Origin of the sequence: Kluyvera ascorbata (assembly GCF_023195735.1) — a bacterium.
GTDB lineage: Bacteria > Pseudomonadota > Gammaproteobacteria > Enterobacterales > Enterobacteriaceae > Kluyvera > Kluyvera ascorbata.
Window position 1 is genome coordinate 4,414,841 of record NZ_CP096201.1, and the last position, 14,420, is coordinate 4,429,260.

At 55.2% G+C, this 14,420-nt stretch carries 16 protein-coding genes; 10 read left to right on the forward strand and 6 right to left on the reverse strand.

All coding sequences use genetic code 11. The features are described from left to right. Positions 1-71: 71 nt before the first annotated feature. Both lptG and lptF read right to left on the reverse strand, forming a co-directional pair. Positions 72-1,154 (reverse strand): LPS export ABC transporter permease LptG, encoded by a 1,083-nt coding sequence (gene lptG, locus MY052_RS21075; RefSeq protein ID WP_035892789.1) that lies wholly within the window; start codon positions 1,152-1,154, stop codon positions 72-74. Continuing rightward, a complete protein-coding gene (lptF, locus tag MY052_RS21080) occupies positions 1,154-2,254 on the reverse strand; it encodes an LPS export ABC transporter permease LptF (protein ID WP_035892788.1) in 1,101 nt (366 codons plus the stop codon). Before lptF ends, lptG begins: the two co-directional genes overlap by 1 nt. A gap of 267 nt (positions 2,255-2,521) precedes the next feature. Here lptF and pepA point away from each other — a divergent pair, with 267 nt between their 5' ends. The 4 genes from pepA (at position 2,522) to MY052_RS21100 (ending at position 8,146) form a co-directional block, all read left to right on the forward strand. Further along, the gene (pepA, locus tag MY052_RS21085; RefSeq protein ID WP_035892787.1) at positions 2,522-4,033 is read left to right on the forward strand and encodes a leucyl aminopeptidase; all 1,512 of its coding nucleotides are present in this window, start codon (positions 2,522-2,524) and stop codon (positions 4,031-4,033) included. 112 nt (positions 4,034-4,145) lie between these two features. Beyond that, entirely contained in the window at positions 4,146-4,589 is a 444-nt protein-coding gene (holC, locus tag MY052_RS21090; protein WP_035892786.1) for a DNA polymerase III subunit chi, read from the forward strand. Beyond that, entirely contained in the window at positions 4,589-7,444 is a 2,856-nt protein-coding gene (locus MY052_RS21095; RefSeq protein ID WP_035892785.1) for a valine--tRNA ligase, read from the forward strand. The genes holC and MY052_RS21095 overlap by 1 nt, the downstream gene beginning before the upstream one ends. Before the next feature lie 198 nt (positions 7,445-7,642). Beyond that, positions 7,643-8,146, forward strand: coding sequence for a GNAT family N-acetyltransferase (locus tag MY052_RS21100; RefSeq protein WP_035892784.1), 504 nt, complete (start codon positions 7,643-7,645; stop codon positions 8,144-8,146). A 23-nt stretch (positions 8,147-8,169) separates the two neighbouring features. Here MY052_RS21100 and MY052_RS21105 read toward each other — a convergent pair whose 3' ends face one another. From MY052_RS21105 to rraB, 3 genes are all read right to left on the reverse strand, one after another. Next, positions 8,170-9,000: a topoisomerase II gene (locus MY052_RS21105; protein ID WP_248537820.1), complete on the reverse strand. Its 831-nt coding sequence runs from the start codon at positions 8,998-9,000 to the stop codon at positions 8,170-8,172. 113 nt (positions 9,001-9,113) lie between these two features. Next, on the reverse strand, positions 9,114-9,872 hold the full coding sequence (miaE, locus tag MY052_RS21110) for a tRNA isopentenyl-2-thiomethyl-A-37 hydroxylase MiaE (protein WP_123651197.1): 759 nt from the start codon (positions 9,870-9,872) through the stop codon (positions 9,114-9,116). Positions 9,873-9,924: 52 nt separating this feature from the next. Beyond that, a complete protein-coding gene (gene rraB / locus MY052_RS21115; RefSeq protein WP_035892780.1) occupies positions 9,925-10,347 on the reverse strand; it encodes a ribonuclease E inhibitor RraB in 423 nt (140 codons plus the stop codon). 95 nt (positions 10,348-10,442) lie between these two features. Between rraB and argL the strand changes: the two genes are divergently transcribed. Next, complete coding sequence (gene argL, locus MY052_RS24350; RefSeq protein WP_373995169.1) at positions 10,443-10,538, forward strand: putative translational regulatory protein ArgL; 96 nt, start codon at positions 10,443-10,445, stop codon at positions 10,536-10,538. Beyond that, positions 10,508-11,512, forward strand: coding sequence for an ornithine carbamoyltransferase (gene argF, locus MY052_RS21120; protein ID WP_035892779.1), 1,005 nt, complete (start codon positions 10,508-10,510; stop codon positions 11,510-11,512). The genes argL and argF overlap by 31 nt, the downstream gene beginning before the upstream one ends. 118 nt (positions 11,513-11,630) lie before the next feature. Here the strand turns inward: argF and MY052_RS21125 are convergent, their stop codons facing one another. Continuing rightward, complete coding sequence (locus MY052_RS21125; RefSeq protein ID WP_035892777.1) at positions 11,631-12,083, reverse strand: YhcH/YjgK/YiaL family protein; 453 nt, start codon at positions 12,081-12,083, stop codon at positions 11,631-11,633. A 263-nt stretch (positions 12,084-12,346) separates the two neighbouring features. Between MY052_RS21125 and MY052_RS21130 the strand changes: the two genes are divergently transcribed. The 4 genes from MY052_RS21130 to ridA all read left to right on the forward strand — a co-directional run bounded on the left by MY052_RS21130 (position 12,347) and on the right by ridA (position 14,358). Beyond that, on the forward strand, positions 12,347-12,451 hold the full coding sequence (locus MY052_RS21130; protein WP_072351778.1) for a pyrBI operon leader peptide: 105 nt from the start codon (positions 12,347-12,349) through the stop codon (positions 12,449-12,451). Between the two features lie 36 nt (positions 12,452-12,487). Beyond that, positions 12,488-13,423, forward strand: a complete 936-nt coding sequence (gene pyrB, locus MY052_RS21135) for an aspartate carbamoyltransferase (protein ID WP_035892776.1) — start codon at positions 12,488-12,490, stop codon at positions 13,421-13,423. A gap of 13 nt (positions 13,424-13,436) precedes the next feature. Beyond that, positions 13,437-13,898 (forward strand): aspartate carbamoyltransferase regulatory subunit, encoded by a 462-nt coding sequence (gene pyrI, locus MY052_RS21140; RefSeq protein ID WP_123651198.1) that lies wholly within the window; start codon positions 13,437-13,439, stop codon positions 13,896-13,898. Positions 13,899-13,971: 73 nt separating this feature from the next. Continuing rightward, the gene (ridA, locus tag MY052_RS21145) at positions 13,972-14,358 is read left to right on the forward strand and encodes a 2-iminobutanoate/2-iminopropanoate deaminase (RefSeq protein ID WP_035892774.1); all 387 of its coding nucleotides are present in this window, start codon (positions 13,972-13,974) and stop codon (positions 14,356-14,358) included. The last annotated feature ends 62 nt before the right edge of the window (positions 14,359-14,420 follow it).

Here is a 14,420-nt window from a genome sequence, read left to right on the forward strand (position 1 = left end):
AAAGGGAAGACAGCAAATTTCAGGCATAAAAAACCCGGCGTCGCATTCGCTCGGCCGGGCTACAAGAAAGGTTAGGCTTTTCGCATCATTAGCCAGAGGCTTATCAGGAAGAAGCTGGCGCTTGGCAGCAGCGCCCCGATAATCGGCGGGATACCGTATACCAGCGTCAGCGGGCCGAAGATCTGGTCGAGGACGTAGAATACGAAGCCGAAGCTAATCCCCGTCACCACACGCATACCCATCGGTACGCTGCGCAGCGGGCCAAAGATAAACGACAACGCCATCAGCATCATCACCGCCACGGACAGCGGCTGGAAGATTTTGCTCCACATGTTGAGCTGGTAGCGGCCTGGGTCCTGGCCGCTGGCCTTCAGATACTTCACGTAGTTATACAGACCGCTGATAGACAGCGCATCCGGGTCCAGTGCCACCACGCCAAGCTTATCCGGCGTCAGCGTGGTTTTCCAGGTCCCGCTCACGGTCTGCGAACCGGTAATTTGTTTTGGGTCAGTCAGATTGGATTCATCAACCTGTGACAAACGCCATTCCTTCAGCTCCGGATCAAATTTCGCGCTCGCGGCGTAGCGTACAGACTGCAAACGACGTTCATTATTGAAGGAATAAATACTCACACCGCCGAGTTCATCGGTGCCCTTCAGACGTTCGATATAGACGAAGCTGTGGCCGTCTTTCGCCCACATGCCCTGCTGTGTAGAAAGCAAAGAGCCACCGTACATCTGCTGAGCACGGTAGTTACGCGCCATCTGCTCACCCTGCGGAGCTACCCACTCGCCCATCGCCATGGTCAGCAGCACCAGCGGGATGGCAGTTTTCATCACCGACAGCGCCACCTGCATACGGGTGAAGCCGGAAGCCTGCATCACTACCAGTTCGCTACGCTGAGCCAACATCCCCAGCCCCAGCAGCGCGCCGAGCAACGCCGCCATCGGGAAGAAGATCTGTACATCTTTTGGCGCACTCAGCAGAGTATAGAGACCTGCGCCCAGCGCGTCATAGCTCCCCTGCCCGGCCTTTTTCAACTGGTCAACGAACTTGATAATGCCAGACAGAGATACCAGCATGAACAGCGTCATCATGATGGTGGTGAAAATGGTTTTGCCGATATAGCGGTCAAGTACACCAAATGGCTGCATTATACCGCTCCTTTATGCATGAAACGGGCGCGGAAACGGCGCATCGGCACGGTATCCCAGAGGTTTAGCACCACGGCCAGCGCGATATACGCCAGGTTGACCGTCCACATCCATATCGCCGGGTCGATTTTGCCTTTGCCCGCATTCGACTTCAGCGAGGTTTGCAGCAAGAAGAACACCAGATACAGCAGCATGGCTGGCAGCATAGAGAGTACGCGGCCCTGACGTGGGTTTACTACGCTGAGCGGCACGACCATCAGCGCCATGATAAAGACCGTCAGTATCAGCGTTAAGCGCCAGTGCAACTCCGCGCGGGCACGGTCGGTATCCGTCTTCCACAGCGTACTCATATTCATCTGCTCGGTATCAGTCGGGTCCGATGCCACCGCTTGATGGCCAACGATCGCCTGATAATTTTTGAAATCGGTAATGCGGAAGTCACGCAGCATGGCGGTCCCTTCAAAGCGCGTTCCCTGATTTAAGGTCACCACCTGAGAGCCGTCTTTACGCTGAGAGAGCTGGCCGGTATCGGCCACCACCACGGAAGGACGCGCAGAACCTTTCGGGCGAAGCTGCGCCAGGAAGACGTCATGGAAGTTTGCACCATTCACGCCTTCAATGAATAACACGGCGTTACCGTCGGTAGACTGCTGAAACTGGCCCTGCGCCAGCGCCGCCATGCCGGGGTTCGCTTTAGCCTCGGCCAGAACTTCATCCTGATGGCGAGACGACCACGGCCCAGCCCACATGACGTTAACGGCCGCGACAATACCGGTGAACAAGGCGAGTACCATCGCCGCTTTCACCAGCACCGCTTTACTCAGGCCGCAGGCGTGCATCACCGTGATTTCACTTTCGGTATACAGTTTACCCAGCGTCATCAGGAGACCGAGGAACAGGCTCAGCGGCAGGATAAGCTGCGCCATTTCAGGCACGCCGAGCCCGAGCAATGAGAGCACGAGGTTTGTCGGGATATCACCATCGACCGCCGCGCCGAGGATCCTCACCAGTTTCTGACAGAAAAAGATCAAAAGCAGGATGAAGAGGATGGCAAGCTGGCTTTTTAGCGTCTCCCGCACCAGATATCGTATGATTATCACTATAAATACGCCCGTAAAAACCCGTCTTATTGCAGGAAAATAGCTTGTTTCATGGCTTAAACGTCATTTATTCTCTTGAGTCGTCGAAAACATCGCTAAGATTAAATGACTCAGCGGTTTCACGTTTCAGGACATCGTCTGACGTGCCAGGACCGTAATAACGTTAAGATTAACACGAAGTCACCGCAACAGCGGAAATGAGTTACGTAAGCTTGCAATTCTATCCGTAGCCACCGCCGTTGTCTTTAAGATTCAGGAGCGTAGTGCATGGAGTTCAGTGTAAAAAGTGGTAGCCCGGAGAAGCAGCGGAGTGCCTGTATCGTCGTGGGCGTATTCGAACCACGCCGGCTTTCTCCCATCGCCGAACAGCTCGATAAAATCAGCGACGGCTATATCAGTGCGCTGCTGCGTCGCGGCGAACTGGAAGGCAAACCGGGGCAGACCTTATTGCTGCACCACGTACCGAACGTGCTGTCAGAACGCATTCTGCTGATTGGCTGCGGCAAAGAGCGCGAGCTCGACGAACGCCAGTACAAGCAGGTCATTCAGAAAACCATCAACACCCTGAATGACACCGGTTCAATGGAAGCCGTCTGCTTCCTGACCGAACTGCACGTTAAAGGCCGCAATAACTACTGGAAAGTACGCCAGGCGGTTGAGACGGCAAAAGAGACGCTGTACAGCTTCGACCAGCTCAAAACCAACAAAAGCGAGCCGCGTCGCCCGCTGCGTAAAATGGTCTTCAACGTGCCAACCCGCCGTGAACTGACCAGCGGCGAACGTGCTATCCAGCACGGTCTGGCGATTGCTGCCGGTATCAAAGCGGCGAAAGATCTCGGCAACATGCCGCCAAACATCTGTAATGCGGCTTATCTGGCCTCTCAGGCGCGTCAGCTTGCGGACAGCTACAGCAAAAACGTCATTACCCGCGTCATCGGCGAACAGCAGATGAAAGAGCTGGGTATGCACTCCTACCTCGCGGTCGGCAACGGTTCGCAGAACGAATCCCTGATGTCGGTCATCGAGTATAAAGGCGTGGCTTCCGAAGACGTTCGTCCTATTGTGCTTGTCGGTAAAGGCCTGACCTTCGACTCCGGCGGTATCTCCATCAAGCCTGCCGAAGGCATGGACGAGATGAAGTACGACATGTGCGGCGCAGCGGCGGTGTACGGCGTGATGCGGATGGTCGCGGAACTGCAATTGCCAATCAACGTTATCGGCGTGCTGGCGGGCTGTGAAAACATGCCTGGCGGACGCGCGTATCGTCCGGGCGACGTGCTGACCACCATGTCCGGCCAGACCGTTGAAGTGCTGAACACCGACGCCGAAGGCCGTCTGGTGCTGTGCGACGTGCTGACCTACGTTGAACGCTTCGAGCCGGAAGCGGTTATCGACGTGGCAACGCTGACCGGTGCCTGCGTGATTGCGCTGGGCCATCACATCACCGGGCTGATGTCGAACCATAACCCGCTGGCGCACGAGCTGATTGGCGCGTCCGAGCAGGCAGGTGACCGCGCGTGGCGTCTGCCGCTGGGCGATGAGTATCAGGAACAGCTGGAGTCTAACTTCGCGGATATGGCGAATATCGGCGGCCGTCCTGGCGGTGCGATCACCGCGGGTTGCTTCCTGGCGCGCTTTACCCGTAAGTACAACTGGGCGCACCTGGACATCGCCGGCACCGCATGGCGTTCCGGCAAGGCCAAAGGCGCAACCGGTCGTCCGGTGGCGCTGCTGTCGCAGTTCCTGCTGAACCGTGCGGGTTTTAACGGCGAAGAGTAAGGCACAACCCCCTCACCCTAACCCTCTCCCCACTGGGAGAGGGGAATGACCTTCCCCGCTTTCGGGAAGGGGGTCAGGGGGCGATTTAAATCCATCACAAGAAGCCCCATATATGAAGAATGCGACGTTCTATCTTCTGGACAATGACACCACCGTCGACGACCTCAGCGCCGTCGAGCAACTGGTGTGTGAAATTGCCGCAGAACGTTGGCGCGCGGGCAAGCGCGTGCTGATCGCCTGCGAAGACGAGCAGCAGGCCATTCGCCTGGATGAAGCCCTGTGGAGCCGTCCTCCGGACAGTTTTGTGCCGCATAATCTGGCGGGCGAAGGCCCAAGAGGCGGTGCGCCGGTGGAGATAGCCTGGCCTGCCAAGCGCAACAGCAGCCCACGGGATATATTGATAAGTCTGCGGGTAAACTTTGCAGATTTTGCCACCGCTTTCACAGAAGTGGTAGACTTCGTCCCTTACGAAGAAACTTTGAAACAACTCGCCCGCGACCGCTACAAAGCCTACCGCGTGGCTGGTTTTAACCTGAATACGGCAACCTGGAAATAATGGAAAAGACATATAACCCGCAAGATATCGAACAGCCGCTTTACGAGCACTGGGAACAGCAGGGCTATTTCAAGCCTAACGGCGACGAAAGCAAAGAGTCCTTCTGCATCATGATCCCGCCGCCGAACGTCACCGGCAGTTTGCATATGGGTCATGCTTTCCAGCAAACCATCATGGACACCATGATTCGCTACCAGCGCATGCAGGGTAAAAACACCCTGTGGCAGGCCGGTACCGACCACGCGGGTATCGCAACCCAGATGGTGGTTGAGCGTAAGATTGCCGCTGAAGAAGGTAAAACCCGTCACGACTACGGTCGCGATGCCTTCATCGACAAAATCTGGCAGTGGAAAGCGGAATCCGGCGGCACCATTACCCGTCAGATGCGCCGTCTCGGCAACTCTGTTGACTGGGAGCGCGAGCGCTTCACCATGGACGAAGGCCTTTCCAATGCCGTGAAAGAAGTCTTTGTTCGCCTGTACAAAGAAGACCTGATTTACCGTGGCAAGCGCCTGGTAAACTGGGATCCGAAACTGCGCACCGCCATCTCTGACCTGGAAGTGGAAAACCGCGAGTCTAAAGGCTCGATGTGGCACATCCGTTATCCGCTGGCCGACGGCGCGAAAACCGCAGACGGTAAAGATTACCTGGTCGTGGCGACCACCCGTCCGGAAACCATTCTGGGCGATACCGGCGTAGCCGTGAACCCGGAAGATCCGCGTTATAAAGATCTGATCGGCAAATTCGTCATGCTGCCGCTGGTTGACCGCCGTATTCCTATTGTCGGCGACGAACACGCCGATATGGAAAAAGGCACCGGCTGCGTGAAGATCACCCCTGCGCACGACTTTAACGACTATGAAGTCGGTCGTCGTCACGCCCTGCCAATGATTAACATTCTGACCTTTGATGGCGACATCCGCGAAACCGCGGAAGTGTATGACACCAAAGGCGAAGAGTCTGACGTTTACTCCAACGCTATCCCGGCTGAATTCCAGAAGCTGGAACGCTTTGCCGCGCGTAAAGCGATCGTCGCTGCCATCGATGCTATGGGCCTGCTGGAAGAGATCAAACCTCACGATCTGACCGTTCCTTACGGCGACCGTGGCGGCGTGGTTATTGAGCCAATGCTGACCGACCAGTGGTACGTCCGTGCTGACGTACTGGCGAAACCGGCGGTAGAAGCAGTTGAGAACGGCGACATTCAGTTCGTACCGAAGCAGTACGAAAACATGTACTTCTCCTGGATGCGCGATATCCAGGACTGGTGTATCTCCCGTCAGCTGTGGTGGGGTCACCGTATCCCAGCATGGTACGACGAAGCAGGTAACGTCTACGTTGGCCGCACCGAAGACGAAGTGCGTCAGGAAAACAACCTCGGCGCCGATGTTGCGCTTCGTCAGGACGAAGACGTTCTGGATACCTGGTTCTCCTCCGCGCTGTGGACCTTCTCTACCCTCGGCTGGCCGGAAAACACCGACGCGCTGCGTCAGTTCCACCCAACCAGCGTGATGGTTTCCGGCTTCGACATCATCTTCTTCTGGATTGCCCGCATGATCATGATGACCATGCACTTCATCAAAGATGAAAACGGCAAGCCGCAGGTTCCGTTCAAGACCGTCTACATGACCGGTCTGATCCGTGACGACGAAGGCCAGAAGATGTCCAAGTCCAAAGGTAACGTTATCGACCCACTGGATATGGTCGACGGTATCTCCCTGGCAGACCTGCTGGAGAAACGTACCGGCAACATGATGCAGCCACAGTTAGCTGAGAAAATTGCCAAACGTACCGAGAAACAGTTCCCGGACGGCATCGAGCCACACGGCACCGACGCCCTGCGTTTCACCCTGGCGGCGCTAGCCTCTACCGGTCGCGACATCAACTGGGATATGAAGCGTCTGGAAGGTTACCGTAACTTCTGTAACAAGCTGTGGAACGCCAGCCGCTTCGTGCTGATGAACACCGAAGATCAGGATTGCGGCTTCAACGGCGGCGAAATGACCCTGTCTCTGGCGGACCGCTGGATCCTGGCTGAATTCAACCAGACCGTTAAAGCGTACCGTGAAGCACTGGATAACTTCCGCTTCGACATCGCTGCAGGCATCCTGTACGAGTTCACCTGGAACCAGTTCTGCGACTGGTATCTGGAGCTGACCAAGCCTGTTATGACCGGTGGTTCCGAGTCTGAACTGCGCGGCACCCGTAATACGCTGGTGACCGTGCTGGAAGGTCTGCTGCGCCTGGCGCATCCGATCATTCCATTCATTACCGAAACCATCTGGCAGCGCGTGAAAGTGATTTGTGGCAACACCGCAGATACCATCATGCTGCAGCCGTTCCCGGAATATAACGCGGCTCAGGTAGACGAAGCGGCGCTGGCCGATACCGAATGGCTGAAGCAGGCGATTGTTGCCGTACGTAACATCCGCGCGGAAATGAACATCGCCCCGGGCAAACCGCTGGAGCTGCTGCTGCGTGGTTGCAGCGCTGACGCAATGCGTCGCGTGAACGACAACAAGAGCTTCCTGCTGAACCTGGCGCGTCTGGAAAGCATCACCGTGCTGCCAGCCGATGACAAAGGTCCGGTCTCCGTGACCAAAATCATCGACGGCGCCGAGCTGCTGATCCCGATGGCTGGCCTCATCAACAAAGAAGATGAGCTTGCGCGTCTGGCAAAAGAAGTCGCGAAAATCGAAGGTGAGATTGCCCGTATCGAAGGCAAGCTCTCCAACGAAGGTTTCGTTGCTCGCGCACCGGAAGCGGTAATCGCCAAAGAGCGTGAGAAGCTGGACGGTTACGCGGAAGCCAAAGCGAAGCTGATTGAGCAGCAGGCGGTCATCGCCGCGCTGTAAAAATCGTACCCGTACGTTTGCCGGATGGCGCTACGCTTATCCGGCCTACGGTTTCGAGTAGCCCGGACGAGGCGCGTCAGCGCCGACTCCGGGTTATCCACGGTACGGTTCCAACCTCCTGAATTATCCTCGCTTGCACTCCCCCTCCCCGCAGTGTTATTAACTGCATATGTTCCACGTTTATGTCATGAGTTCGCTATGAGTGTCATTACCCCTGTCTCTGCGACGCTGCGTCGCCTTACGGCCGACGACAACGCCGCGATTGCCAACGTTATCCGCCAGGTCTCCGCCGAGCACGGCCTGACCGCCGATAAAGGCTACACGGTGGCCGACCCCAATCTGGATGAGCTGTTCCAGGTTTACAGCCAGCCGGGCGCGGCCTACTGGGTGGTTGAGCAGAATGGTCAGGTGGTAGGTGGCGGCGGCGTTGCGCCATTGGGCTGTAGCGAACCGGATATCTGCGAGCTGCAAAAGATGTACTTCCTGCCGAGCGTACGCGGTCAGGGGCTGGCGAAAAAGCTGGCACTGATGGCGCTTGAGTACGCCCGTGAGCAGGGGTTTAAGCAGTGTTATCTTGAAACGACGGCGTTTCTGACCGAAGCCATTCGCCTCTATGAACATCTGGGATTCGAACATATCGCCGAACCGCTGGGCTGCACCGGGCATGTCGACTGTGAAGTGCGGATGTTAAAACCCCTTTAAGCGCACTCAAAGGGGCATTTGATTTACTGCATCTCGGGTGAGACGGCAAGACGAATCACGCCAGCCGCGTTGGCTGGCGGCAATGCCACAACCTGATTCCAGAAACTCTGTACCAGATCGCAGGCGATCTTCTCTTTTCCCACCCCTTTACTTGGGTCAGACATAATCTCAACATCCTGGCCGAAGTTCTGCATCAGCGCCGGACCCAGTTTTTGCATATCGAGCAGCGCCTGGTGCTTTTCCTGCGCGGTGACAGTGTGCTTATCAGGGCCATAGGCCGCACGCATCATGCGGGCGTCACTCTCCATCCGGCGTTCGAGGATATCCCGTGATATCAGGTGTACGGGGTTAATTCCCCCTTTAACCGCCGGGAAGAGAAAGCGGAAGCACTCGTCAGCACCGGCCTTTTCCACCGCGGCCATCTGCTCCAGGTTGATCTTCATATACTCCACTACGTTGGCATCAGGTGCCTGCTGTAGTCTCGCCATCTGCAGTTGCAGCACCTGCGGCTGGATGGCATCGATCACCTGTTGTTCGCTGCTGCCTGCTTCTTTCATCTGTACGGCCTGGCCACGAATACGCTCCCAGAATGCGGGATCTTGTTCTTTGATAACCTGGAAGGTTGGCATTTTCAGCATCGCATTTTCAAACTTCTGCGATTCGGTCATGCCGTATTCCGGGCTCTCACGCGGAATAAGGTAGTGCACATCAAACAGGTTCCAGGCGACGACGGCAACGACAAAAATCACCCCGCCCGCGACCTTACCAATCCAGCCTTTTTTACGAAAAACGCCAATGATAATGGCGATAACGACCCCGATATACCCTGCCAGTAATACGTGTGCCCAGTTCATTGATTATCCTTAGCCAAATCGATAAATATGTCGGGAATTATTCTTTCCCGTACTGTATGTCGATTATTGCGGCAAAGGTGAGGTATTTCCAGCCACCAGATTTTTCTGCCGAACTATGCGGGCACGCCGCTATGAAAGCGGAACTCGTCATCCGGTGAAGTGATAAGCGACGCTTCCACTTCACCAAAGAAACGCACCCGCTCGCTGATATCGTCGTCAGCGATTTGCTGCGCTAGCGTCAGATAGTCCTGATAGTGCCGGGCTTCAGAACGCAGCAGCGACAGGTAAAATGTCTGCAGATCGTCATCCAGATACGGTGCCAGCGCGGCAAAGCGTTCGCAGGAGCGGGCTTCGATGTACGCGCCGCAAATCAGCTTATCAATCAGGGTCAGCGGCTCGTGCGTGCGCACCTCTTTGAGCATCCCTTTGGCGTAGCGACTGGCGGTGATTTTCACGTACGGAATATTGCGCTTTAACATCGCCTCACGTACCTGCGAGAAGTGGTGCAGCTCCTCTTTAATCAGCAACACCATGCTGTCGATAAGCTGCCGTCCCCACGGGTCGTCGGTCTGCGGCATCACGCTTTTGTTAATCTGCTTATTCAGCGCGGCGAAATCAGGCTCCTCGCCCTCGCGAAAGGTAAAGGCCTCATACGGTTTCAGCCAGTCGAGCAGCGCCTGCGCGCCGTCTTTATCCGCCACATATTTACGCACCAGCAGCATCGCGGTTTGCGCTGCTTTTAGCTCACAGACTAGATGGTCGGTCAGCAGCAGAGGAAGATTGGTCGGATCGCGGGCTTTATCGAGCCACGTCTGGGGCGTTTTGCAGTGCAGGAAGTTGAGAACCGGAGAGAGTATTTGCGGGTAATCCATACCAAAATCCTTGCCCGACGGCAGCGGGCGCTGCCGTCGGGTATGAGATGACTTAGTGGCGAACGCCGTCGTCTTCTTCGTCGACAAAATCTTCGTCGTCGTCATCGCCTTCTTCACCGTTCGGGTCTTCGTAGTAGGTTCCCCAACCGTCGTATTCCACTTCGAACTTCTCAGCCAGGTTCATCAACTGCTCAACCTGCGCGTCAATCAGCTCCGCATTCAGCGCGCTTTCGCTCAGAATATCGCAGCAGATCACGGTGTCGCCTTCTTCCACTTCCAGCTCTTCCGGTTCCGTTACTTCGTAGCCCAGCTTGAACGCTTCTACCGCCGCTTTCTCCAGACTTTCGAAATCGTCTGCGGAGAGGTGATGTTCGATGGTGTACAGCGCGTCAGGATCGCTGCCGTCTTCCAGCAGCTCTTCAATGATCAGGCGGGTCTCTTCGCGCTGTTCTTCCAGATGTTCAGGGTTTGCCATGGCTCGTTCCTCATAATGTGGCTGATACTCTTATTGTCACATACCGTTGCCATTGCCTCCACCTTTCCGATAAAGATTTGTTATTGGGGTTGCAAATGAATATTCATACATATAAAGTGAATTTTAATTCAATAAGTGGCTTAAGCCAGGTGAGGGAATTATGTCTACTCTGTATAAAAAGAACTTCTTAAAATTACTCGATTTTACCCCAGCAGAAATCACCACCATGCTGCAGCTCGCGGCAAAACTAAAAGCGGATAAAAAAAGCGGCACGGAGTCGCCGAACCTGACCGGTAAAAACATCGCGCTCATCTTCGAAAAAGACTCAACCCGTACACGATGCTCTTTCGAAGTTGCCGCATACGATCAGGGCGCTCGCGTCACTTATCTTGGTTCCAGCGGCAGCCAGATTGGCCACAAAGAATCCATTAAAGACACCGCTCGCGTACTGGGCCGCATGTACGACGGCATCCAGTACCGTGGCTACGGCCAGGAAGTGGTAGAAACGTTAGCAGAGTATTCCGGCGTGCCGGTGTGGAACGGCCTGACTGATGAATTCCACCCAACCCAGCTGCTGGCGGATCTGCTGACCATGCAGGAACACCTGCCGGGCAAAGCGTTCAACGAAATGACGCTGGTTTATGCAGGCGATGCGCGTAACAACATGGGCAACTCGATGCTGGAAGCCGCGGCGCTAACTGGTCTGGATCTGCGTCTGGTGGCACCACAGGAGTGCTGGCCAGAAGCGAGCCTGGTGGCGGAATGCAAAGCGCTGGCGCAGAAGAACGGCGGTAACGTTACCCTGACGGAAGATATCGCCGCTGGCGTCAAAGGCGCAGACTTTATCTACACCGACGTGTGGGTATCGATGGGCGAAGCCAAAGAGAAGTGGGCAGAGCGTATTGCGCTGCTGCGTGGCTATCAGGTGAATAGCGCGATGATGAAGCTGACCGGCAATCCGCAGGTGAAATTCCTGCACTGTCTGCCTGCGTTCCATGATGACCAGACCACGCTGGGCAAGAAAATGGCCGCTGAATACGGCATGCACGGCGGGATGGAAGTGACCGATGAGGTGTTTGAATCTCCAGCCAGCATCGTGTTCGATCAGGCAGAAAACCGGATGCACACCATCAAAGCGGTAATGGTCGCAACGCTGAGCAAGTAAATTCAACACGTAGCCCGGCCGAGCGCAGCGACGCCGGGAAAACCCCGGAGTCGGAGCTATCGCTCCTCGTCCGGGCTACCGATTGGTGTAGGCCGAATACTATCCGCCAATCCGTTCGTTACTCAACCAGCAGCTTAACAACCGCTTTACGCACTTTCGCAGGCTGTCCCACAGCGCACAGCGGCTTGTGGACTTCACCCGGGTAGAACACCACGAAGTCACCTTCGCTCATCACCACCATCTTTTCCTGTACGCCTTCCGGCAAGAACGCGATGTCTTTATCCGCCAGCCAGTCGGTGTCCGGCGCGCCCGCAGGCTGGGTGCTGAACGCCATCCCTTCCTGACCTTTCAACACCACCTGGATATCCAGATAACGCGCATGATACTCCGCACGACGGTCGGCAAACGGCTCGGTCATGTTTTCAGAGATCATATAAAACAGGCGGTTGCCGTCGATGTCATATTTCCCTTCCGGGGTAGCATCGGTAACGTTCGCCATAAGATGGATGATGGCCTGACGCAGCTCTTCCGGCAGCCAGGACTGAAGGTGATGGATGTTGCCAATAATCATGATGACTCCACGAATAAAACAATGTTTCAATTTTCAGTTGTTATACGTAAATTCGCGTTACCATACCAGTACTTTTTATCATGACTCTCCCGCCTTGCCGGTTTAGCGCACACTTTGCATAGCATGCGTAAAAGGCGAATTTAAATTCACAAAAAGCGAATACTCATTCTATGAGAATCGTTTTCGTTGATTAAAATGTGAATCAGGCGCTTGATTGCCGGATAAAGCTGCGTATAATGCCACCCGTTTTGCCGGGAGGAATTATGGTTCAGTGTGTACGACATCGCGTCTTACCGCGTCTGAAAACAGACGCTGGCCTGCCGTTTTTCCTTTCCGTAGCATCCGTATTCGTAAAGCCCCTTATTTAAGGGGCTTTTTTTTTGCGCCGTCGTCAGGAGATAAACATGGCTAATCCGCTGTATCAAAAACACATCATTTCCATAAACGATCTCAGCCGCGAAGACCTTGAACTGGTTCTGGCGACCGCCGCCAGCCTGAAAGCGAACCCACAGCCGGAGCTGCTTAAGCACAAAGTTATCGCCAGCTGTTTCTTCGAGGCCTCGACGCGCACCCGTCTCTCTTTTGAAACCTCGATGCACCGCCTGGGGGCCAGCGTGGTTGGCTTCTCCGACAGCGCCAACACCTCACTTGGTAAGAAAGGTGAAACCCTCGCCGACACCATCTCGGTCATCAGCACCTACGTTGATGCCATCGTAATGCGCCACCCGCAGGAAGGCGCAGCGCGTCTGGCAACCGAGTTCTCCGGCAATATTCCGGTGCTGAACGCCGGTGACGGCGCGAACCAGCACCCTACCCAGACGCTGCTGGATCTGTTCACCATTCAGGAAACTCAGGGCCGCCTGGAGAACCTGAACATCGCCATGGTTGGCGACCTGAAATATGGCCGCACCGTCCACTCGCTGACCCAAGCACTGGCGAAGTTTAATGGCAACCGTTTCTACTTTATCGCTCCGGACGCGCTGGCGATGCCACAGTACATCCTCGATATGCTCGATGAGAAAGGCATCGTCTGGAGCCTGCATAGCGCCATCGACGAAGTGATGGCAGAAGTCGACATTCTCTACATGACTCGCGTACAGAAAGAGCGCCTCGACCCATCCGAATACGCCAACGTCAAAGCGCAGTTTGTTCTGCGCGCGGCGGATCTGGTCGGCGCACGCGACAATATGAAAGTGCTGCACCCGCTGCCACGCATTGATGAGATCACCACCGATGTCGATAAAACGCCGCATGCCTGGTACTTCCAGCAGGCCGGTAACGGCATCTTCGCCCGCCAGGCGTTACTGGCACTGGTACTGAATAGCGAACTGGCTCTGTAAGGGGGAAATGACGATGACACACGATAACAAATTACAAGTAGAAGCCATCAAACGCGGCACCGTAATCGACCATATCCCGGCGCAGGTGGGCTTTAAGCTGCTGACCCTGTTTAAGCTGACCGAAACCGACCAGCGCATCACCATTGGCCTGAACCTGCCATCCGGTGAAATGGGTCGTAAAGACCTGATCAAAATCGAAAACACGTTCCTGACCGACGAGCAGGTCAACCAGCTGTCGCTGTATGCGCCAGAGGCGACCGTTAACCGCATCGATAACTATGAAGTGGTGGGCAAATCTCGCCCGAGCCTGCCGGAGCGCATTGAGAGCGTGCTGGTATGCCCGAACAGCAACTGTATCAGCCATGCGGAACCCGTTTCCTCTAGCTTCGCAGTGAAAAAACGCGCTGATGACGTTGCACTCAAATGCAAATACTGCGAAAAAGAGTTTTCTCATTATGTGGTGCTGGCCAACTAATTGCGGTTGGTATTGAAATGTTGCCTCTCTATAATGGCTAACACCTTAATACTGCAGTTCATCTGGAGATATCATGAGCAAAACTATTGCGACGGAAAATGCACCAGCAGCTATCGGTCCATATGTTCAGGGCGTTGACCTGGGCAGCATGGTAATCACTTCCGGTCAGATCCCGGTAGACCCGAAAACCGGCAGCGTGCCGGAAGACGTATCCGCTCAGGCGCGTCAGTCGCTGGAAAACGTGAAAGCTATCGTTGAGGCCGCTGGCCTGAAAGTTGGCGATATCGTGAAAACCACCGTATTCGTAAAAGATCTCAACGATTTCGCGACCGTTAACGCCACTTACGAAGCGTTCTTTAACGAGCACAATGCCACCTTCCCAGCGCGTTCTTGCGTTGAAGTGGCGCGCCTGCCGAAAGACGTGAAGATTGAAATCGAAGCGATTGCCGTTCGTCGCTGATTGCATGCAGTATGAAGAAAAGGCAGCCGATGGCTGCCTTTTTTGTTTTAGTGTCGTGGGTT